This window comes from Acinetobacter endophylla (assembly GCF_053543775.1).
The window spans coordinates 33,835-55,380 of the sequence record NZ_JBLVOM010000242.1 but is presented as its reverse complement, the minus strand read 5'-3'; the positions used below and the strand labels follow the sequence as shown (position 1 = coordinate 55,380).

The 21,546-nt window shown below is 43.4% G+C and carries 17 protein-coding genes and 2 pseudogenes; 9 read left to right on the top strand and 10 right to left on the bottom strand.

The window, feature by feature from the left end; translation table 11 throughout:
* The 6 genes from ACNPNW_RS11220 to uvrB all read right to left on the bottom strand — a co-directional run.
* A partial coding sequence (locus ACNPNW_RS11220; protein WP_448766646.1) for a helix-turn-helix domain-containing protein occupies nucleotides 1-284 on the bottom strand: 284 nt, incomplete at its 3' end.
* 256 nt (nucleotides 285-540) lie between these two features.
* Nucleotides 541-915 carry a winged helix-turn-helix transcriptional regulator gene (locus ACNPNW_RS11215; protein WP_071851909.1) on the bottom strand — a complete coding sequence of 125 codons (375 nt, stop codon included), beginning with the start codon at nucleotides 913-915 and terminating at the stop codon, nucleotides 541-543.
* 184 nt (nucleotides 916-1,099) lie between these two features.
* Nucleotides 1,100-2,557 carry a glyceraldehyde-3-phosphate dehydrogenase gene (locus ACNPNW_RS11210; protein ID WP_423089740.1) on the bottom strand — a complete coding sequence of 486 codons (1,458 nt, stop codon included), beginning with the start codon at nucleotides 2,555-2,557 and terminating at the stop codon, nucleotides 1,100-1,102.
* Nucleotides 2,558-2,808: 251 nt separating this feature from the next.
* Nucleotides 2,809-3,741 carry an EamA family transporter RarD gene (gene rarD / locus ACNPNW_RS11205; RefSeq protein ID WP_180000026.1) on the bottom strand — a complete coding sequence of 311 codons (933 nt, stop codon included), beginning with the start codon at nucleotides 3,739-3,741 and terminating at the stop codon, nucleotides 2,809-2,811.
* Between the two features lie 163 nt (nucleotides 3,742-3,904).
* Nucleotides 3,905-4,492 (bottom strand): lipocalin family protein, encoded by a 588-nt coding sequence (locus ACNPNW_RS11200; protein ID WP_005246827.1) that lies wholly within the window; start codon nucleotides 4,490-4,492, stop codon nucleotides 3,905-3,907.
* Between the two features lie 145 nt (nucleotides 4,493-4,637).
* Nucleotides 4,638-6,659: an excinuclease ABC subunit UvrB gene (gene uvrB / locus ACNPNW_RS11195; protein WP_423089741.1), complete on the bottom strand. Its 2,022-nt coding sequence runs from the start codon at nucleotides 6,657-6,659 to the stop codon at nucleotides 4,638-4,640.
* A gap of 233 nt (nucleotides 6,660-6,892) precedes the next feature.
* On the opposite strand from uvrB, the gene ACNPNW_RS11190 reads away from it, so the two are divergent.
* Nucleotides 6,893-7,681 carry an A1S_2505 family phage non-structural protein gene (locus ACNPNW_RS11190; RefSeq protein ID WP_423089742.1) on the top strand — a complete coding sequence of 263 codons (789 nt, stop codon included), beginning with the start codon at nucleotides 6,893-6,895 and terminating at the stop codon, nucleotides 7,679-7,681.
* A 324-nt stretch (nucleotides 7,682-8,005) separates the two neighbouring features.
* On the opposite strand, the gene ACNPNW_RS11185 is transcribed toward ACNPNW_RS11190, so the two are convergent.
* Nucleotides 8,006-8,185 carry a hypothetical protein gene (locus ACNPNW_RS11185; protein WP_004646507.1) on the bottom strand — a complete coding sequence of 60 codons (180 nt, stop codon included), beginning with the start codon at nucleotides 8,183-8,185 and terminating at the stop codon, nucleotides 8,006-8,008.
* Between the two features lie 446 nt (nucleotides 8,186-8,631).
* Between ACNPNW_RS11185 and ACNPNW_RS11180 the strand changes: the two genes are divergently transcribed.
* The 5 genes and pseudogenes from ACNPNW_RS11180 (at nucleotide 8,632) to ACNPNW_RS11160 (ending at nucleotide 12,934) form a co-directional block, all read left to right on the top strand.
* On the top strand, nucleotides 8,632-9,684 hold the full coding sequence (locus ACNPNW_RS11180; protein ID WP_423089743.1) for an OmpW/AlkL family protein: 1,053 nt from the start codon (nucleotides 8,632-8,634) through the stop codon (nucleotides 9,682-9,684).
* A gap of 154 nt (nucleotides 9,685-9,838) precedes the next feature.
* Nucleotides 9,839-11,053 (top strand): annotated as a pseudogene (locus ACNPNW_RS11175) (MFS transporter).
* Complete coding sequence (locus ACNPNW_RS11170; RefSeq protein ID WP_423089744.1) at nucleotides 11,046-11,180, top strand: hypothetical protein; 135 nt, start codon at nucleotides 11,046-11,048, stop codon at nucleotides 11,178-11,180. The pseudogene ACNPNW_RS11175 and the gene ACNPNW_RS11170 overlap by 8 nt, the downstream one beginning before the upstream one ends.
* 178 nt (nucleotides 11,181-11,358) lie before the next feature.
* Nucleotides 11,359-12,325, top strand: a pseudogene (locus ACNPNW_RS11165) (TauD/TfdA dioxygenase family protein).
* A gap of 279 nt (nucleotides 12,326-12,604) precedes the next feature.
* Complete coding sequence (locus ACNPNW_RS11160; protein WP_195724927.1) at nucleotides 12,605-12,934, top strand: four-helix bundle copper-binding protein; 330 nt, start codon at nucleotides 12,605-12,607, stop codon at nucleotides 12,932-12,934.
* Between the two features lie 96 nt (nucleotides 12,935-13,030).
* Here ACNPNW_RS11160 and sthA read toward each other — a convergent pair whose 3' ends face one another.
* Nucleotides 13,031-14,446 (bottom strand): Si-specific NAD(P)(+) transhydrogenase, encoded by a 1,416-nt coding sequence (gene sthA / locus ACNPNW_RS11155; protein ID WP_004646501.1) that lies wholly within the window; start codon nucleotides 14,444-14,446, stop codon nucleotides 13,031-13,033.
* Between the two features lie 213 nt (nucleotides 14,447-14,659).
* Between sthA and lipA the strand changes: the two genes are divergently transcribed.
* From lipA to ACNPNW_RS11140, 3 genes are all read left to right on the top strand, one after another.
* Complete coding sequence (gene lipA / locus ACNPNW_RS11150; protein WP_005246834.1) at nucleotides 14,660-15,673, top strand: lipoyl synthase; 1,014 nt, start codon at nucleotides 14,660-14,662, stop codon at nucleotides 15,671-15,673.
* 357 nt (nucleotides 15,674-16,030) lie between these two features.
* Nucleotides 16,031-18,535, top strand: coding sequence for an acyl-CoA dehydrogenase (locus tag ACNPNW_RS11145; RefSeq protein ID WP_253173301.1), 2,505 nt, complete (start codon nucleotides 16,031-16,033; stop codon nucleotides 18,533-18,535).
* A 172-nt stretch (nucleotides 18,536-18,707) separates the two neighbouring features.
* Nucleotides 18,708-19,100 (top strand): carboxymuconolactone decarboxylase family protein, encoded by a 393-nt coding sequence (locus tag ACNPNW_RS11140; protein WP_423089745.1) that lies wholly within the window; start codon nucleotides 18,708-18,710, stop codon nucleotides 19,098-19,100.
* Nucleotides 19,101-19,286: 186 nt separating this feature from the next.
* On the opposite strand, the gene ACNPNW_RS11135 is transcribed toward ACNPNW_RS11140, so the two are convergent.
* Entirely contained in the window at nucleotides 19,287-20,126 is an 840-nt protein-coding gene (locus ACNPNW_RS11135) for an NAD(P)-dependent oxidoreductase (RefSeq protein WP_423090300.1), read from the bottom strand.
* 51 nt (nucleotides 20,127-20,177) lie between these two features.
* Entirely contained in the window at nucleotides 20,178-21,533 is a 1,356-nt protein-coding gene (gene rutG / locus ACNPNW_RS11130) for a pyrimidine utilization transport protein G (protein WP_423089746.1), read from the bottom strand.
* Between the last annotated feature and the right edge of the window lie 13 nt (nucleotides 21,534-21,546).

The window sequence follows — 21,546 nt, the reverse complement described above, 5'->3', positions numbered from 1 at the left end:
CCTAAAATTTGTTCTGGTGACCAGTCCAAGCCAATCAAGTAATCAATATAAGCGAAGGCAAATGCTGTCATGGGTGATGAAGGACGGTACCGTCTTTGACTTGCAAATTTCGCTGCCTGTTGAGCTCTATATCCACGTTGCCCAGTATTTCTTTTTAATTCACGGTAGATGGTTGATCGTGAACGCCCTAACTCCCGAGCAAGGCTAGCGATTGAACTTTTACTTTTCAAAGTAGCATAAATTTCGTATCTTTCATCTTGAGAAAGTTGGGTGTATTTCTTCATTGTGTGCTTTCCAATTGCGAGTTGAAAAAGTCCAATGATTCTACGAATACACCTAACTTTTTCAACTAACTACAAATGTGTCGCACTTGAGATTTGAATCTGCGAAATAATTTATAGAAGAGTAAATTTTCAAAAATCGTATTTACAAGAAAATATTCTGATGCAGACACCTTTTAAAATCAGTATTTTATATAAACCAAGATAAGTCCAAATTTTGTATTTTCATAAACACTGCATTCCTGACATTTAATGAAAACTATTTAATAACACTTTGTTTATGCTCTAAAATATCTGGCAGACTTTTTTCAATCCAACCAATTAAATACATGATTTTTTCAGCCGCTTGTGAACCAGTAATGGTCAATTGATATTCCACTTTTGGCGGCACCACCGGATAAACTGTTCTGAGAATAAAACCATCTTGCTCTAGCATTTTTAAAGTCTGGGAGAGCATTTTTTCACTTACCCCTTCAATGCGTTGTTTCAGTTCACTAAAACGATGCACCCCTTCACTTAAGCAACGCAAAACCAAGACCGACCATTTATTGGCAAGGTGTTCCAATATCTCACGTGATGGACATTCAGTTGATAAAACCTGCCCCAGTAACGGGCTGATTGCATAATTTGTCATACTATTCTCACCATATTTTTATTACTTACTCATTTTAATATACTTACTCTTTGTAAGTTATCAAATTCATATTTCGCCAGCAAGTAAATTTGTTGATTCTTATTAGATTAAGAAAGTTCACTTTAAATAAAAAAATCATAAAAAAAGAGCCTCAATTGAGGCTCTTTTTTTAGCTAAATACTAATTATGCATTAGTTTCAGCAGGAACTTTTGGATAGCTTACGCCGCCCATTTGTTCAGCAATACGCAATACCTGGCAGCTATAACCCACTTCGTTATCGTACCAAACATAAGCAGTTAAACGGTTGCCTGAAGTGATCGTTGCTTGCGCGTCAAATACACCTGCAGTGCGTGAACCAATAAAGTCAGAAGATACTACTTCAGTCGAGTTGGTATAACCGATTTGACCTTGCAGGCTAGAACCGATTGAAATCTGACGAATGTATTCGTTCACTTCATCACGATCAACGTCTTGACCTAAAGTCAGGTTAAGAATTGCAAGCGATACGTTTGGTGTAGGTACACGTACAGAGTTACCTGTCAATTTACCTTGAAGAGCTGGAAGCGCTTTCGCTACTGCTTTCGCTGCACCAGTTTCAGTAATGACCATATTCAATGTTGCAGCACGGCCACGACGGTCAGCTTTATGGTAGTTGTCGATCAAGTTCTGGTCGTTTGTGAACGAGTGAACTGTTTCAACATGACCATTCAACACTGTGTATTTATCATGCAATACTTTCAGTGTAGGTGTAATTGCGTTAGTCGTACAGCTTGCAGCAGAGATGATGGTATCTTCATCAAGGATGTCCGCCTGGTTTACACCGTAAACCACGTTCTTCATGTCACCTTTACCAGGTGCAGTTAGAATCACACGAGCAGCGCCCGGACATTTAAGGTGTTGAGCAAGACCTTCAGCATCACGCCATTTACCTGTATTGTCGATCACAAGTGCATTGTTGATACCGTATGCAGTGTAATCTACTTCAGAAGGATTCGATGCATAAATCACTTTGATGAAGTTACCGTTGGCAATGATTGCTTCGTTTTCTTCATCTACAGAAATTGTGCCTGCAAATGGACCATGAATAGAGTCACGACGAAGTAAAGAAGCACGTTTTTCCAAATCACCATCCGATGATTTACGAACCACGATTGCTTTCAGGCTAAGACCACGACCCAGACCTGATTGACCAATCATCAAACGTGCCAGGATACGACCGATACGACCGAAACCATAAAGAACCACATCTTTATGTTCTACAGCAGCAGCATTGCCTTCGATCGATTTAACAGCGTCTGCAACAAATGCATCGATGTCGCCGCCTTTTTCTTTAAATTCAACAGCAAGTTTACCTAGATCAACTTCAGCAGAACCGATGTTCTCAACTTTCGCCAATGCTTCAAGAATTGGGAATGTATTTACAACCGAAAGTTCAACATCGAGTACGCGAGTACGGCGGTGTGCTTTCAAGATCTGAATCACAGAACGGTTAATTAAAGAGCGACCATAAACTGTAGCTACAATATTTTTTTCACGATATAACTGACCAACAAGGGCAATCATGCGTTCCGCAAGTTCTTCACGGTTTTTCCAGCGACCTTGGTGCTCTGCATGTAGGGCAACGATAGTGTCTTTGCTCACAGATACGTCCTCTAATTAATTGTAAATCTAGGCATAAATTTCAAAACCCCATAATTGTAATGGAATTGGAGGCAACTTTGAATCAAAAGCTCACCGAGACGAGTGGTTTTTAACGTATATTCACTATAAATCTGGGAAATAGTTGCAATTAGCTAAATGATTTTGCATTCAAAAATTTTAAAAGCATGCGTTTTCCCGTACGGAGCAGAAATTTGTTAAATGTTGTTTATTCATTCGATCTCTTTTTAATTTTAAGAGTCTAGTCGATCCTGATAGTTTGCCAGATTTTTCTTAAGCGCTAATTGCTGTTTACGCTGCTTAAATAGATGCAGAATCCCTTCAATCACCAGCACCAATACGGCGAGCCAAATTGGAATATAAGTCAGCCACTCGCCAGCTTCCACACGCTCCCCCAAAGCCATCGAGGCAAAGGCCAACAGCACAGGTTCCAGATAACTCAACAACCCAAAAATAACAAAGGGTAAATATCGGCTGGCGAGAATATAGCTACCGAGTCCCAGTGCGCTCAAAAAACCCAGTACCAATACTGCCCAGATCAAATGAGAATGATTTAACATGAGCTGCATCGAGTCGCTATAAATAAAACCCAGATAAAATGCAGCGGGTAAAATCAGACATAGATCCCACCAGAAGCCCCCCAGATGATCCGTAGCAAATTTACGCCGCATGAAGAAATACAAAGGATAGGCCAAAGCCACATAGACCGTTTCCCATGCAATTGAACCAATTCGCCAGATCTCATGCCCTACACCCAATACAGCCAAAGTGACAGCCACCATCTGGAATGATGATAATTTCTCTTTATAGAGCATACAGCCGACCAGCACCATCACCAGAGGCAACAAAAAATAACCGAGTGAGACTTCTAGGCCACGGCCATTAATAGGGCCCCACAAGAACAGCCATAACTGTGTGGTACATAACAAAGAGCTGATCAGCAACCAGATCAAAAACGCAGGTTGCTGTAAAACCCGCTTAAAGATACTGCTGATATGTTGCAGATCACCCGACCACCACATAAAGGCAGTTAAAAACGGAATCGTGGCCAGCATACGCCAGGCAAAGGTCTGTTCACTATCTAAAGGCTGTAAGAAAGGCGTAAATACATAGAGCACCCCGAAAACCACCGAGGCCAATACAGATAACGCAATGCCTTTATACATAGTCAAACTCTACTTTCATTCGCCGGCATTATAACGATTAGTACACTAGAAAGCTTGATGCTTCATCTATTTAAAGTGAAATCACTACCCTACTTTGAAATATATTTTTGCTCATAAAAATAAAAAACCATGCCTAAGCATGGTTTCGATTAAGAAGATATTTCTATCTTTGCGTTTGTTTGGTATGAATCACATCACTCAGGTCATAACCGACAGACTGTGCATATTGTAAATATTCATTCACCACATTTTTATCCAATTGCGGATCACGTGAGAGTATCCACATATATTTACGTTTTGGCTCACCGACCAGAACAGTTTGATAATTTTCATCCAGTTTTAAGACCCAATAATCGCCACGAGCGACCGGAATCCAGCGAATAAAGTCTGGTAAGAAACTGACTTTTAGCTTGGTATTCTGCGGTGGATTTTGCACAAATGCCTCGCCCAATGACTGGGTTTGTCCACCATCTTTTTTAATGCAGCGGTTATCCACCACGATATTGCCATTTTCATTTAAAGTATAAGTCGCTGTAACATCACGATCACACTTATTTTGAAAATACAGAGGTTTGCGTGCTACTTCGTACCATGTCCCCAAATAACGGTCCAGTTCAACTTTCTCAATGGTCGGTAATGGCTGGTCTTTCGCATAAGCCATGGTAGCGGCGCCCAAACCGAGAAGAACCGCGCTACCCACCGCAATTTTTGCCAGCTTTAATCCAGTACGTGAAGATTTTTGAGTTGTCATAAAGATACCTATTGCATGTTCACAAAATATTTATTTAAAAAAATTCTGTTCATACAATAGCTTTATCAAAGCCCTTAATTTGTTACATTATGTTTGGTTTGTGATTGATTTTACGTCATTTAAATAAGATTTAATGCAACAAAAATCAATCAAACATCTGGGCTTTTAAACGTACAATTTCATCACGCATACGCGCAGCCTGCTCAAACTGCAGCTCTTTTGACGCTTTCAACATTTCTTTTTCAAGCTTGTTAATGTGTTTCGCAAACATTTTCGGATCTGCCATGATATGCCGCTCATCTGCACTGATCGCACGTGCCTGATCCGAGGCTTTCAATTCAATGGATTCATCATCCAATACTTCACCAGTATCAATTTCCTTGATCACCTGACGCACTGCACTCCGCGGGGTAATGCCATGTTCTTCATTAAATTGAATCTGCTTGGCACGACGACGGTCCGTCTCATCAATGGCTTTCTGCATCGAATCAGTGATTCGGTCTGCATACAGAATCGCCTTACCTTTCAGGTTACGTGCAGCGCGGCCAATGGTCTGAATGAGAGAGCGCTCGGAACGCAGGAAACCTTCTTTATCCGCGTCCAGAATGGCGACCAGTGACACTTCCGGCATATCCAGCCCTTCACGCAGCAGGTTAATCCCGACCAGTACATCATGCACTCCAGTACGCAGTTCATGAATGATTTTGACCCGCTCAACCGTATCGATATCCGAGTGTAAATAAGCGACCTTAATCCCGTATTCTTTCAAATAAGAGGTTAAGTCTTCGGCCATGCGCTTGGTCAAGGTCGTAACCAGCACTCGCTCATTAATATCTTTACGCAAATTAATTTCTGAAAGCACATCATCGACCTGAGTCAGAACTGGACGAATTTCAATTTCAGGATCGATCAGACCGGTCGGACGTACCACCTGCTCGACAATCTGCTGGGATTTTTCCAGCTCGTAACGTGCGGGCGTTGCGCTGACATAAACAGTCGTCGGCACAATACGTTCCCATTCCTCAAATTTCATCGGCCGGTTATCCAGCGCGCTCGGCAAACGGAATCCGTAATTGACCAGATTTTCCTTACGCGAACGGTCACCCTTATACATGGCGCCAATCTGCGGCACCGTCACATGCGATTCATCAATAATCAGCAAGGCATCATCAGGAATATAATCGAACAAGGTCGGTGGTGCTTCACCTGCAGGACGGCCCGACAAATGCCGTGAATAGTTTTCAATGCCGTTGGTATAACCCAGTTGCTGCATCATTTCCAGATCATAGCGTGTGCGCTGCTCGATGCGCTGGGCTTCCAGCAGTTTGTCATTTTCCCGGAAGAACACCAGGCGCTCTTTAAGTTCTTCCCGAATAGTTTCGATGGCGCGGGACAAATTGTCTTTCGGCGTAACATAATGGCTTTTAGGATAAATGGTCACGCGAGGTACTTTACGAACCATTTTCCCGGTCAGCGGATCAAACCAGCGAATAGAGTCAACTTCATCATCAAACAGTTCAATCCGGATCGCATCCTGATCGGATTCAGCCGGAAAAATATCAATAATTTCGCCACGAATACGATAAGTACCGCGCAGGAATTCCAGTTCGTTGCGCGAATACTGCATTTCGACCAGACGGCGGATAATATCATCACGACCAATGCAGTCGCCTTCCACCACATGCAGCAACATGCTCATGTAGGCATTCGGATCACCCAAACCATAAATTGCAGAAACTGATGCGACAATAATTGCATCACGACGTTCTAATAATGATCGTGTCGCGGAAAGACGCATCTGGTCAATATGGTCATTAATTGCGGCATCTTTCTCGATAAAAGTATCTGAAGATGGCACATAAGCTTCCGGCTGATAATAATCATAATAACTGACAAAATACTCGACGGCGTTATTCGGAAAAAATGCTTTAAATTCGCCATAAAGCTGTGCAGCCAGCGTTTTGTTATGTGCCATGACAATGGTCGGACGCTGGGTCTGTGCAATCACATTGGCCATGGTATAAGTCTTACCCGACCCGGTAACGCCCAGTAAAAGCTGATCATGAAAGCCCTGTTCAATACCCTTGACCAGCTTTTCAATGGCCTGTGGCTGATCACCTGCGGGTTGATAACTGGTTACTAATTCAAAGGGTTGCTTATCAGTCACAGCTACATGTCTCAACTCGAATGCGGATCAGGAATTTTAGCAGATTTCAGACTTGCCGGAGCAGATTCCATAGCCAAAATACCGAAATCCAACAGATGATGACAGTCGAGAAATATGTTGAGAATTCTCATATTTAGTCAGTCTTTCAACATTCAGGCCATCCCTGCTTTTTACTTGACCCCAACCCCGATCAAAGGCAACATGAAGATCAGGATGGCCTCGAATAGACAATTATGACTTACCACTATCACGATGAAAGTATTGTTAAATCCCTTCCGGAAAATACTGTGTTTGTTTTTGGCAGCAATCTGGCGGGACAGCATGGTGCAGGTGCAGCAAGAACAGCGCTTGAGCATTTTGGTGCAGTCATGGGCGTCGGTCGTGGCTGGTCGGGTCAAAGCTATGCCATTCCAACCATGAACGAGCATTTGCAGCAAATGCCGCTGTCACAAATCCAGCACTATATCGATGACTTCAAGATTTACACCAAAAACCATTCTAAAAATAAATATTTTATTACGTCTTTAGGATGCGGGATCGCAGGTTATAAAGTCGAAGAAATTGCACCGATGTTTAAAGGCATTTCACGCAATGTCATTTTCCCGCAATCTTTTCGCCCTTTTGTGGAAAAGCCTCTACCCAAATTAAGCGCAAATTTCCTACATACGATTTTTCGCGATTCAGTCATTTTAAATCCTGCGACTGATGAGCTGATTGAAGAATTGCCATTGACCGAAAATGAAAAAAGTCTGGCGAGGATTATTTTAAATACCCAGATCTATCCGACCGACAGCAATGGGCGGGAACGGATCTTCGAAATTGAAGATATCCTGCATAATCTAAATACCAAACTGGTCGATTTTCAGAGTCATTCGGAAGGTGCCATGCTGTTTGGGGGTGTAATTTTAGCGCTACTTGAGCTGTATAATATTAATGAAAAAGACTTTATTGATGTCTGGCAAGAACAGCGAGAAATTGCCCCACCAAAACCGGAAAATAAAGCACGTAAAAGCATTCGCTAATAACTTATCTCTCTAAAAGCCAATTTCTGAATTGGCTTTTTTTTATGGGCATAAGATGTGCAAGGTCAATAGATCAACTAATTATTTTATTCTGCTTAGCGATGAGCTTTTTGAGATGTTGCATGTATTCGATCAAGATCATGCACATGAGAAATGAGAAATGAGAAATGAGAAATGAGAAATGAGAAATGAGAAATGAGAAAAATCTGACCAGGGTTTTATCTGCTCGAGAAATAAGGAAATAGATGAAATATTAATTGCTGAATATCTAAAAATTTACACAAAAAAAGCCATGACTCATCATAGCTTTTTGAGTTCGACCAATTAACGTTTACCCATTGAACGACGCGTACCGCGTGGCGGCATCCAGGTACGGTCAGCATAACGCTGCGGTCTTGGTCTTAAATCTTCCAGAACTTCTTCCGCAGCATTTTGCTCCGCTTGTTTGATCGGGAAAGGTAAATTAACCAGAGGCTTTTTTTTGGGAGGCGTTTGGGTGCTCATATGATTCACTCAATAATATATGCGCCTATTGTACAAAAAAACTCAGGCAACTGGGTAGCAGGATCTTGGATAAATTCTGTTAGTACTATTTGGAGCTCAAGCACGGAAAGCAAAAATCAATTCATTCCTAAACGACTTGCTGCAAAAATCGGCCTCATTCAGGAACAAAAACCTATATTGAGGACTTAAAAAATCGAAATTCTACTGAGATAAAAACCAGATTTTTCTCTACTTAAACTAACTGTCTACATTTTAAAAGACTTATTTTACAGATGTTTCTTTGTTAACAGCTCAAACCTTGCATACAAAAAACACACAAAAGCTACCAATCTTAACCGATGGTTAACCTTTGATCTATTGTTCTATAACTGAATTTTTTAATGAAGTTCACATAATTAGTGAACTAGAAAAACGAATAAATACACTGGACATGGAGTTCCAAATCAATGAAAACAATGCTGGCATGTATGGCAGGCCTTGCCACTTTACCTATGGTCGCCCACGCAGATTCGCCTTATTTTAGTCTACAGGATGGAGATGGCTTTAAACGCTTTTCTGTGTCTGTGGGTGCACTACATGTGATGCCACAAGGTAAGGCCCAAGTTTTTGCAGTCAATACTGCGGTCAAAAATGGTGAAGTAAGTGATGTCGGGGCAGTCAAGTCAAGTACTGTACGCGACAATATTCGTGAAGGTTATAAAATCCCGCCTTTACTCGATTTAGCTTTAAACCTACCCGAAATCTCGGCTCCCCTCAGTGGGCAAGCCACCATTCAAGGTTTAGAACAATGGAATAATCCAGGGACTGGTCTGGAAGCCGATGATGTCACGACTTTAGGCATCATGACCAATTACTATTTTACTGATCATATTTCCTTTGAAGTGAAAGCTGGTATTCCACCCAAAGTGGATTTACAAGGCAGTGGTAAAATCTATGCCCCATTTTCGGCCATCGCAACCCCCCTGGGGGGTGCCTTAGGCAACCTTGAATTGGCCAATGATCTTCTGATTACAGACTTGGAAGCCTATGGCCCTGCTGCCTCGGCCCGTGCCTGGACACCTGCCGTTGAATTCCAGTATCACTTTGGTAAAACCGGAGTGAATAAATTTCGTCCTTATGTCGGCTTAGGTGTGATGTATGCCTATTTTAATGAACTGGAAATCAACTCGCGTACCGAGCAGGACCTGATTGCTGCTGGACATATGATTGCCAATATTAAACAAGGCAATGCTGGTGCTTCCCTTGAAGGTAAGCTAAGTGAAGCCGATCCTAAAGTAAAACTTGAAGCCTCAGATGTCTTTGCCCCTGTCGCTACGGTTGGCTTCAGTTATGACTTTAATGATACCTGGTTTGCGGTCGGCTCAGTCTCCTACGCACATCTGAAAAATGATACAACCATTACCGTCACTGATAGTACGTTGGGTGAACTGATTCGTTCCAAGGCAGATATTGAGATTAATCCGATTCTGGCCTATGCCGGTATTGGCATGCGTTTCTAAGTTCAATATCAGGTTTCAGAAAAACGGCTTCGGCCGTTTTTTTAGGCTTAAAATATTGATAAAAAAAATTTATCTTTCGATCAATTTTTATTTTATCGCCTCCTTTACCTGAATCGAATACTATAAGCGCTGACTTTATCTGCCTGCCTGCCCTATGTCCGATATTCCATTTTCCAAAGCGCTTATTTTTATGCTGATTGGCTCCGCTATCATTCTGGCATTGTCATTGGGCGTACGTCATGCATTTGGTCTTTATCTGGTGCCGATGAGTGATGAATTTGGTTGGGGACATAATGTTTTTAGCTTGGCGATTGCCATGTAAAACCTGATCTGGGGAGCAGTACAACCCATTACTGGAGCCTTCGCAGATAAATATGGCAGCAAGATTGTCGTTGCCTTAGGTGGGGCACTCTATGCCGTGGGCTTGCTACTCATGGCGGTCAGTTCTACTGGACTGCTGTTAAATCTGAGTGTGGGCCTGATTTTAGGTCTCGCCCTGTCTGCAACATCTTTTCCGGTTTTACTGTCTGCTGTAGGACGTGCTGCACCACCAGAAAAACGCAGTCTGGCGATGGGTATTGCCAGTGCGGCCGGATCTTTTGGCCAGTTTATCATGCTGCCTTCGACCCTGTTGCTGTTACAGAATGTCGGTTGGTCAGGAGCATTGGTGGTCAGTGCCATTTTGATTGCCCTGATTGTACCACTGGCCTGGATGCTGAAAGCACCGATGTATGTTAATCCCAACGCGGCCGCTACCCCCACTAAAGTCTCACTCAGTTTTAAACAGATTCTGGTGGTGGTGAAAAATCATAAACCCTTTTGGTTTCTGGCCATGGGCTTTTTTGTTTGTGGTTTTCAGGTCGTTTTTATTGGCATCCACCTTCCGGGCTATCTGATTGATCATGGTTTTAATGCCACAACCGGTACGATTTTCTTAGCCTTAGTGGGTCTGTTTAATGTGCTAGGTACCTATACCGCCGGCTGGCTCGGTGGCAAATATTCCAAACCGCATCTGCTAATGGGATTATATGCCTTGCGTGGAATTGCGATTATTGCCTTTCTCATACTGCCTCTCAGCACATGGACAGTCTATAGCTTTGGTGTCATTATGGGATTACTCTGGTTATCGACCGTTCCGCTGACCAATGGCATTGTAGCGAATATGTTCGGGGTGAAATATCTGACCATGCTCAGTGGCATCGTGTTCTTTACCCATCAGGTTGGCTCGTTTTTCGGTGGCTGGCTCGGTGGAGTCAACCATGATTTAAGCGGCAATTATAATGCGGTGTGGATGCTATCCATTGTCCTCAGCATTTTTGGCGTACTGGTGCATTTCTGGGTCAATGAGGAGCAAATCGTCCATGACTAATTCTCTGCTGAAACTCAAACTCTCGATTGCTGTGGCAATCCTACTTTTACTCACTTTGTCGATTGGACTGTGGTTTCAAACACCTCAGCTGTTTAAATATTTTAATCAGGCTTTTTGCGCACACTAAACTGCTGAAATATCCTCAGCAGAAAATGCGCAATCCATCGCAGAATAAGTTAAATGTTTTAAAATCAAATGAATAGTAAAAATATAAGATTATTCATAAACTTATCACTTCTTTTGATTTTATTTCAGTCTGGAATTTTCTTAGATTCTCATCAACAAGAAAATTCTGAGACTTGATAATGACCAGCTTAACCCAACTTTCACAAGCCATTCATGATGCCCCACGCTGGCATCAGCCAGATCAATTGCAACATCCGGATGAAATCAAGATTGTACCGCAAATCGGTCAGGCCTTAGGCGCAGTGGTCTATGGTCTGGATGCCCGTAAAGCCCAGTCATCCGAAACTATTCTGAAATTAAAACAGGCGCTGGCCGAGCATCTGATTTTGATCTTTAAGCAGCAAAGTCTGGATGATTTACAGTATCTGGCGTTTTCAACTTATTTCGGTTCCATTTTCCGCCCAAGTGCAGATACGCCGGTACTGGCTGCGCAGTCTGATAGCGGTGTTCCACCCGATGTCGTTCCGGTGTCCAATGCCGTCGGTCAGGGAGACTATACTGGGCATGGTGAACTGACTCCACATGCCGATCATCAATGGACACCATTACCTTCTTTTGGTTCTCTTCTGTATGCAATTGAACTACCTCAGGACGGCGGGCAGACCAGCTGGATCAATACCATTAAAGCCTATGATGCACTTGATAAAGAAACCAAGGCAGAGATTGATCAGCTGCAACTGATTACTTACAACCCTTTCGTGCGCCGTCAAAAAACTAAAGATCAGGCTGATGATCAAGACTATGGCAACAGCCCGCTGTACCGTTTTAAAGATCAGCCCATATTAAGTCATGCCTATCCGCATCCACTGGTGCGAACTCATCCTGAATCCGGCCGTAAAGCACTTTGGCTAAACACGCATACCGAGGTCGAGCTGGTTAATTATGATGATCAGGCTGGCAGTGAACTGATCGCCAAAATTACGTGAGCGTATTTCAAAACCTGAATTCGCTTATGAACATCATTGGGAAGTGGGCGATATTGTGTTCTGGGACAATCAGGTGACTCTGCACTCCCGTCGTCCTTTTCCGGCTGATCAGCGCCGTTTATTGAAACGTATCAGTCTGGCGGGTAGCCGTCCATTTTAATAAGAAAAACGAGAATAATGAGAAAGGTAGCTCAAACCTTCAATAATTACGATTTATCATGTCGCTCTTCCACCATTGAGACTTTGAACGGCTCAATGGTTTTTTTATTTTCTCAAATAATAAAAATATCTAACTCTGAATATAAATGTAGAGAGTAAATTCCGTAACAAAACAAAGCGTCTGTTTACTTTTCCTCACCTAATCTGCCTAGTGTATTTTCCTTTTTCTGCTTAGCGTATTAGAAAATCAGCAATAAACCTATGGAAAGAGGAAACGACAATGAATCAGCTTCAATTTTCAGATTGTGTTCAAACCTGTATGAACTGTTCCCTGGCATGCGCTAACTGTGCCAGTGCCTGTCTTAAAGAAGAAGATTTAGACATGATGCGGGAATGTATCCAGCGCTGTCTGGATTGTGCAGATATCTGTCAGCTGTGTGCCCGTATGGAACAAAAGCAGTCTCCATTCATGCATGAGATATGTGAACTTTGCGCCAAAGCATGTGACTACTGTGCAGAAGAATGTGGCAAGCACCAACATGAACATTGTCAGCAATGTGCCGAAGCATGCCGCCGCTGTGCTGAAGAATGCCGAAAAATGGCTGCTTAAAAATTCAATTTGATCAACTTGACTGACTTAATCAATTCCAATAAAAAAACCGCAAGTGAAGACTTGCGGTTTTTCTGTCTAAGTCAAATATCTCACTTAGAATAAACGGTTCATACCATTCAGTGTCGCTACACGATACGCTTCCGCCATGGTCGGATAGTTAAACGTGGTTTCTACAAAGTACTTGATCGTATTATTCGGGCTGTTCATGACCGCCTGACCAATATGGATAATTTCAGAGGCATTATTACCGAAGCAATGTACACCCAAAACTTCTAGCGTTTCGCGATGGAACAGAATCTTTAATTCGCCCATGGTATCACCGGTAATCTGTGCACGTGCCAAATGACGGAATGATGCCTGACCGACTTCATACGGAATCTTTTCTTCAGTCAGCTGCTGTTCAGTCTTACCAATCGAAGAAATCTCAGGAATGGTATAAATCCCGGTTGGAATATCAGTCACCGGTGCAACGTCTTTCTCGCCGCTCATGTTGGCACCCGCGCAACGACCTTGGTCATAGGCAGCAGAGGCTAGCGAAGGCCAGCCGATCACATCACCGGCAGCATAGATATTTTCAACTTCAGTCTGATATTGATCATTCACAGTCAATTGACCACGGCTGTTCGGTTTCAGGCCAACATTTTCAAGACCTAGACCATCAGTATTGCCTGAACGGCCATTACACCACAAAATTGCATCAGCTTTGATTTTCTTGCCGCTTTGCGTGTGCATCACCACATGGTCATCAAATGTTTCTAAAAAGTCGATCTGTTCATTATGACGAATCAATACACCCTGTTCACGCAAGTGATAAGACAGTGCATCAGAGATTTCATCATCCAGATAGCTTAAAAGTTTGTGCTGGGTGTTGATCAGGTCAACTTTATGTCCCAGACCAATAAAGATCGAGGCATATTCACAACCGATTACACCTGCGCCATAAATAATGATTTTCTGGATGGAATAGTCCAGATCCAGAATTTTGTCTGAATCAAATACACGCGGATGATTAAAATCAAGAATGTCTGGACGATATGGACGCGAGCCGCTGGCAATGACCAGTTGCTTAAACATCAGCGTTTCTTTAATGCCATCTGGGTTAAATACAAAAATGGTATTTTGATCCTGAATGTAAGCACGACCATGATAAATATCAATTTTATTGCGGTCGTAGAAACGTGAATGTGTATCTACTTGTTGTTGAATAACTTTATGTGCATGACGCAACACTTGCTTCATGGTGAACTGCTTCCAGTCCCCAACTTTTTGAAACAGTGGATCACGTTGATAACGGATAATACTGGATACTGTTTGACGCAATGCTTTACTTGGAATCGTACCGACATGGGTACAGTTACCACCCAGCTGTTCACGCATCTCAACGATTGCAACACGCTTACCAGATTTGGCAAGTTTCATTGCCGCGCCTTCGCCCGCAGGGCCCGAACCTAGAACTACCGCATCATATTTAACGAAAGTCCCACTAACGACCTCTTTTTTACGTGGCATTCAACGCTCCTCAAAATTAAAAAATTCACTTTAATCTACACTCTTATTATGACGTAAATCCTGTTGATTTGGTGTATTTAACTCACATATATTGCTTGATAAGAACATTTTTTAAATGAATACCCCTTTTTGCCCTATTTAGAACGAAGTCCGTTATAATAACTGCGCTATCTTTGAGTATCTCCCCCTTCAAAAACAGTGGAAAAGTTGAATATGTCTGAAAACCGTAAACCTGAACAGGGCGTCAAACTTCGCGGTGCGGAAAAAGTTGCCCGCATTCCTGTAAAAGTTGTTCCTACGGTTGAAACGCCACGTAAGCCGGACTGGATCCGGGTGAAAATGGCGGCACCTGAAGAAGTTCAACGTATTAAAACCACACTACGTCAGCAAAAATTACATACGGTGTGCGAAGAAGCCGCCTGTCCAAACCTGCCTGAATGTTTTGGTGGCGGTACTGCGACTTTCATGATTATGGGCGATATCTGTACCCGTCGTTGTCCGTTCTGTGATGTGGCTCATGGCCGTCCAAATGCACTCGATGCAGATGAACCGCGTCATATGGCAGAAACTATTGCCAATCTGGGTTTGAAATATGCAGTGATCACTTCGGTAGACCGTGATGATTTACTGGATGGCGGTGCACAGCATTTTGTAGATTGTATTAAAGAAGCGCGTGCTCTAAGCCCGAATACCCTGCTGGAAATTCTGGTGCCAGATTTCCGTGGTCGTATGGATATCGCGCTGCGCATCATGACTGAATGCCCACCAGATGTGTTTAACCACAATATCGAAACTGTACCGCGTTTATATAAAGCCATGCGTCCAGGTTCTGACTATCAGCACTCTTTAAACCTGCTGAAAATGTTTAAAGAATACTGCCCGGACGTACCAACCAAATGTGGTCTGATGGTCGGTATTGGTGAAACTGAAGAAGAAGTGCTGGCCCTGCTTGATGATCTGCATGCGCATGGCGTAGATTATGTGACGATTGGTCAGTATTTGCAGCCTTCAAAAGAACATGCAGCGATTGACCGCTTTGTAACACCTGAAGAATTCGAGCGTTATACCGAACATGGCCAAAAACTGGGCTTCCGTAATATCTGGGCAGCACCAATGGTTCGTTCAAGCTACTTTGCCGACCGCCAATACTACGGCGAACCTGTACCAGCAGTGCGTCGTAAAGTGGATCCTGCCAAAAAAATTGCAGTTCAGGCCATTGAAGCTTAATCCTGTTTAAACCAATGAAGTAAAAGCCCTCTCTCGTAGAGGGTTTTTTTATTTCTTCAATTTAAATTTTTACTGAGTGTTAAACCCCCCATTTTTTATTTTAGATAAGATTAAGTCATTACTTATCTTCACATTTCTTTGCGCGTTCTCACTTGAAGACTGAGCATTTTTCAAACAATCTCATAAATAGATGAAAGATTTAAAAATATCGTTGCAAGACTTGAAAACGATCATTCTCACACGTGCAATGCTGAACCTGTCCGATCCTCAAGCGACAAAAAAAATGAATGAACTGTGACAAAAATTCTATGAGATCTCGGCACAGGCAGCGTTGTATAAATCTGGAGAACTATAACAATGCTATTTATATTTGCTGTACTACTGCTATTACTCAGTTTATGGGCCGTTTTCTATTTTCAGCTCTCCCGTAGCGCGGGTGCAATTGCGCTGATCATCGTGTCAATTGTCTGCGCTTTTATTAGTCCATGGTCGCTGATTCTAGGAATTCCGCTAATCCTAATTAGCCTTGTAGTGATGATCGACCCTTTACGTATGTCGTTTATTTCCAAACCGGCCTATAAAGCACTGGCAAATGCCATGCCGAGTATCAGTCCGACAGAACGCGAAGCACTGGATTCCGGAACTAGCTGGTGGGAAAAAGAGCTGTTTATGGGTGCACCGAATTGGGAAACCTTTAACAGTTATCCTTATCCAAAGCTGTCGCTAGAAGAACAGGCCTTTCTGAACAATGAAGTTGAAACCTTGTGCAGCATGCTGGATGAATGGGAAATTCATGAGCAAAAAGCGCTGCCTGATCATGTCTGGCAATATATTAAGGAACATGGTTTCTTGGGCCTGATTATTCCCAAAGAATACGGCGGTCGTGCCTTTAGCTCCTTTGCCCAAAGTCGGGTGATGAGCAAGATTGCTTCGCGATCTCTGACCACAGCCGTGAGTTGTATGGTACCGAACTCACTCGGACCAGGCGAGCTGTTACTGCATTATGGTACCGAAGAACAGAAAGACCGTTATCTGCCGGGTCTGGCGCGAGGCGAAGAAATTCCCTGTTTCGGTTTGACCAGTCCGGAAGCCGGCTCCGATGCCGGTGCGATTCCTGATACGGGCGTGGTCTGCTATGGCCAGTTTGAAGGTCAGGAAGTCTTAGGCCTGAGAATGAATTTTTCTAAACGATGGATTACTTTGGCACCAATTGCGACAGTGGTGGGTCTGGCCTTTAAAATGTATGACCCTGATCATCTTCTGGGTGAACAGACTGAATACGGCATTACCTGTGCCCTGCTCCCTGCCAGTCATGAAGGCGTAATAGTGGGACCACGGCATAACCCCGGACCACCATTCATGAATGGTACGGTTGAAGGTAAAGATGTGTTTATTCCTCTGGACTGGATTATTGGTGGCGTCAAAAATGCCGGCAAAGGCTGGCGTATGCTGATGGAATGTTTGGCAGTCGGTCGTGGCATTTCCCTACCAGCGCTGTCTACTTCTACTTCAGAAATGACTTATTTAAATGTGGGTGCTTTCTCTCGTATTCGTCAGCAATTCAAGATTTCAGTTGGTAAGTTTGAGGGTGTTCAGGAAGCCAATAGTGAAATCGCCAGTGACACCTATATGCTGGAAGCCTTCCGTTATCTGGTCACCTGTGGTCTGAATCAGGGTGGCAAGCCTGCCGTAATGACGGCGATTGCCAAATACTATGCAACTGAAGGCATGCGTAAAGTGGTCAATCACGGCATGGATGTGGTCGGTGGTCGTGCCATTCAGATGGGGCCGCGTAACTTTCTGGCACCTTACTATCAGGCAATTCCAGTCTCCATTACCGTCGAAGGCGCCAATATTCTCAGTCGTTCCTTGATGATTTTTGGACAGGGTTCAATGCGCTGCCATCCTTATCTATATGAAGAATTACAGCTCTTACAGGCAGAAGACTCGGCAGCGGCTCTAAATCCTTTTGATAACTTGCTGTTTAAGCATTTGGGTTACACCTTTAACCGGACTGCTCGCTCCTTTGCCTATGCCTTTACAGGTGGCTCAAGTGCTGCGCCGCAAAGTGCGGTTGATTTCACCCAGCCTTATTATAAGATCATTAATCGGCTGAGTGCCAACTTTGCTTTAACTGCGGATATGTGCCTAGGTTTACTCGCAGGGGATATCAAACGTAAGGAAATGCTTTCGGGTCGTCTGGCCGATATTCATGCACATCTGTTTATTGCTTCCTCAATTCTGAAATATTTTGAGCATAGCAAAAAGACTGAAGATGAGCGTTTACATGCACAGCTTGCGGTAGAAAAGTCTCTGTATACAGCGCAAGAAGCTTTTTTTGACCTGTTTGCCAACTTTCCATCAGGTGCAGCAGCAGGCATGGTCAAACTGCTATGTTTCCCATTTGGCCGTCCGGTACAGAAACCATCAGACCAGCTGAAACAACAGGTAGCAAACAGCATGATGGAAAACAATGCTTTCCGGCAGTCACTCAAAAAACATGTCTACTATAATATTAATGAAAATGATGTCACTGGCCGTATGGAATCTACTTTCAATCTGCTACTCGAGATTGAAAAACTCTGGGATCGCTTTAAAAAAGCTGAAAATAAAGGACAATTTAAAGGACTCAGTTTTGCTGAGCATGTAGCCGATGCACAGCTACAAGGCTTTATTAATGATCAGGAAGCAGAAAAACTGCTGCACTATAATGCGCGCCGCTATGACAGCATGTTGACCGATGTATTCGATCTGCATTTGAATGAGGTATTAGAGCTTGAGAATCCGTATCTCATCAAGGAAGATGCTACAGGTACCGATACTTCAGTGCAAACTGATCCTTCACACTCAGTATCACCTTAAATCAAACTTTTGATCAAAGGTGTCATAAATTCCAGAGTGGAGCCATGTTTCAATACCTCACTTTGGAAGCTTCATAAGTGGCTTTTCAGCCACTTTTTTTTACGACTATTGCACGATAGTATTTTGGCTTAAAAGCGTTAAGCTAAAGCAATAATAAAATTGAGGATAAAGCATGTCACAACAAGATTATGAAAATGGCTTGAAAGTCCGTACTGAAGTAATGGGGGAAAGCTTTGTGCAGCGTGCTCAGGAAAATACCGTGCCTTTTACCCAGCCATTACAGGACTGGATTAATGAACATGCCTGGGGTTCGACCTGGCAACGTGAAGGTGTTTTACCGCGTAAATACCGCTCCTTAATTACCATTGCCTTCCTTACGGCTCAAAAAAGCCCAACTGAACTAAAAGGCCATGTGCGAGGTGCCCTAAATAACGGTGCAACGGTTGAGGAAATTCAGGAAGTGCTGCTGCATAGTCTGCCTTACTGCGGCGCACCGGCAACCCAGGAAGCCTTTCGTGCCGCGCTTGAAGTCATTCAGGAATATGAGGCGAATCAACAAAATTAAGATATTTATTTAAATTGTTTGAGTTTGTCATATTAAAATTAGCTTAGGCTATTTTAAACAATTGAAATAAAAATCCGGGGATTTTTAAATTCCCGGATTTTCATATTTTTGATAAATAAATTCGTCCTTCTGGATTTAATTCAAAATTAATGGTTTTTCTATGAATAGCAATTTGTAAGAAAGACTTTATCCCCTTAATTCAATCTGCGTACGTTGTTCCAACCCTTGCACCGCAGCGGAGAAATCCAGCTGGCTGGCCTGTGGCTTGGCAATCTGCTGAAACTGCTGCTGAATTAAAGACATCACTGATAAATCCAGTTGTTGCTGTTGCACTAACTCTATAGCAATACCGATATCTTTTTGCAGTAAATCCAACGCAAAGGTTTTATGAAACTCACGGCTTAAAACCCGCTGTGCCATGATATTTTCCGACATACTGCTTTTACCACTAGAATGATTAATACAGTTCAGCGCACTACCCAAATCAACCCCCTGTCCTTTCAATACCGTCAAGCCTTCAGCCAGTGCCCATAAATGGGTGGCCATCAAGGTATTGTTAACAGCTTTCACCGCAAACCCGGAACCACTTTCCCCGACATATTCAATCAAGCCAGCAAAAGCAGCAATGACCGGTTTGGCTTGCTCAAAGGCGGATTCATTTCCTCCCACCATCACGGTTAAAGTGCCTTTTTCTGCCCCAACAGTCTGACCGGATACCGGAGCATCCAGATAATAACTTCCCTGCTGCTCCAATCGTTTTGCCAGTTTTTGGGCCGATTCTGGCACACCGCTGGTACAGTCAATCCAGATTGCACCTGGCTTGGGTGGATGTGCAGCAATTAGCTTCTCTACATCCTGACTGGTCGGCAAACAGGAAAAGATAAAGTCCGCTTGAACCGCCTGTTCAATACCCACTGCCAGAATCCTGAAAGATTGAGCATGATCTAGCGCTTTCTGTTCAGTCCGGTTCCAGACCCAAACCGGATGTCCAAGTTTTGGCAAATGGGAGGCCATATGCCAGCCCATTGCCCCAAGTCCTAAAAATGCAACTGTGTGACTCAAAAAATACTCCTCATATTAAGCGACTGGCTTAACCTCAACTTCTGTTGCGGTCGATGCAGGTTCAGGCAATTCTTTATCTTCACCACGATTCAGGAACAGATTGAGTAAAATCGCTGCCAACGTCGCAGTACCGATACCTCCCAGATCAAAACCACCGATCTGCAAGCTATAGTTACCTGTGCCCATAATCAAACACACCGCACCAATGATCAGCGTACTGTTCTTGGTAAAATCAACATGGTTGTCTACCCAGATTTTGGCACCCGCCACGGTAATCAGACCAAAGACCACAATCGATGCACCGCCCAATAAAGCTACTGGAATAGTACTGATCACCGCGCCAAATTTAGGTGAAAGTCCCAGCAAAATGGCGAAAATGCCGGCAAAGATAAACACGGTAGTTGCATACACTTTCGTCACTGCCATCACGCCGATATTTTCAGCATAAGTGGTCATCCCGGTACTACCGACAGAAGCGGATAATGAAGTACAAACCCCATCTACAAAGAAACCGCGTCCCATATACGGCGACAGGTTTTTACCTGTCATCGCGGATACCGCTTTAAAGTGCCCCAGATTTTCTGCAACCAGAATAATGGCCACCGGTGCAATCATCAGCATCGCATTCATTTCAAAGACTGGACTCTGGAAATTTGGCAAACCAAACCATGCTGCTTCACTGACTTTGGTGAAATCAATCGCAGGTCCGAAGCCCATTACATTAGTGAAAAGGAAATAAATCAGGTAGGAAGACAGTAGGCCTAATAACAGCAGTAAACGGCGCACCATCCCCTTGGTAAATACAGCAATTACACTAATACAAATAATGGTGACCAACGCCATCCAAGAGTCAAACTGGTTGGCTGAGACACTCTTGATCGCGACAGGTGCCAGATTCAGGCCGATGATCATCACAATGACGCCCGTGACCACGGGTGGCATCAGCTTTTCAATCCATGCGGTACCGGTTTTCATGACCAGCAGGCCAATCAAGGCATAAACAATACCGCAGGCGATGGTTCCCCCGAGTGCCAATCCGATATTGGGATTCGCCCCTGCTCCGGAGTAGCCTGTGACTGCCACCACGGCGCCAATAAAGGCAAAACTGGATCCCAGATAACTTGGCAATCGGCCACCAGTGATCAGGAAAAATAAAATGGTACCAATCCCAGTAATAAAAATCGTGAGATTGGGATCAAACCCCATTAAAAGCGGCGCCAGCACGGTTGCCCCAAACATCGCAAACACATGCTGTAACCCGAGAATAATACTTTTCCCAGCCGGCAGATATTCATCTGTTTGGACTGGGGTTGTATCGATATTGCCTTGGTAAGGCTTAAATTTTGGAAACCACGTTTCTTTTTCTTGCATGGGCTTCCCCTCC

What these genes read in the sequence shown, in the direction of transcription:
- rutG (WP_423089746.1), bottom strand. Translation starts at nt 21,533, where the DNA reads ATGCAAGAAAAAGAAACGTGGTTTCCAAAATTTAAGCCTTACCAAGGC.
- ACNPNW_RS11215 (WP_071851909.1), bottom strand. Translation starts at nt 915, where the DNA reads ATGACAAATTATGCAATCAGCCCGTTACTGGGGCAGGTTTTATCAACT.
- ACNPNW_RS11185 (WP_004646507.1), bottom strand. Translation starts at nt 8,185, where the DNA reads ATGAGCACCCAAACGCCTCCCAAAAAAAAGCCTCTGGTTAATTTACCT.
- ACNPNW_RS11180 (WP_423089743.1), top strand. Translation starts at nt 8,632, where the DNA reads ATGAAAACAATGCTGGCATGTATGGCAGGCCTTGCCACTTTACCTATG.
- sthA (WP_004646501.1), bottom strand. Translation starts at nt 14,446, where the DNA reads ATGCCACGTAAAAAAGAGGTCGTTAGTGGGACTTTCGTTAAATATGAT.
- ACNPNW_RS11200 (WP_005246827.1), bottom strand. Translation starts at nt 4,492, where the DNA reads ATGACAACTCAAAAATCTTCACGTACTGGATTAAAGCTGGCAAAAATT.
- ACNPNW_RS11170 (WP_423089744.1), top strand. Translation starts at nt 11,046, where the DNA reads ATGACTAATTCTCTGCTGAAACTCAAACTCTCGATTGCTGTGGCAATC.
- ACNPNW_RS11135 (WP_423090300.1), bottom strand. Translation starts at nt 20,126, where the DNA reads ATGGGCTGGCATATGGCCTCCCATTTGCCAAAACTTGGACATCCGGTT.
- ACNPNW_RS11145 (WP_253173301.1), top strand. Translation starts at nt 16,031, where the DNA reads ATGCTATTTATATTTGCTGTACTACTGCTATTACTCAGTTTATGGGCC.
- lipA (WP_005246834.1), top strand. Translation starts at nt 14,660, where the DNA reads ATGTCTGAAAACCGTAAACCTGAACAGGGCGTCAAACTTCGCGGTGCG.
- rarD (WP_180000026.1), bottom strand. Translation starts at nt 3,741, where the DNA reads ATGTATAAAGGCATTGCGTTATCTGTATTGGCCTCGGTGGTTTTCGGG.
- ACNPNW_RS11160 (WP_195724927.1), top strand. Translation starts at nt 12,605, where the DNA reads ATGAATCAGCTTCAATTTTCAGATTGTGTTCAAACCTGTATGAACTGT.
- ACNPNW_RS11140 (WP_423089745.1), top strand. Translation starts at nt 18,708, where the DNA reads ATGTCACAACAAGATTATGAAAATGGCTTGAAAGTCCGTACTGAAGTA.
- ACNPNW_RS11190 (WP_423089742.1), top strand. Translation starts at nt 6,893, where the DNA reads ATGACTTACCACTATCACGATGAAAGTATTGTTAAATCCCTTCCGGAA.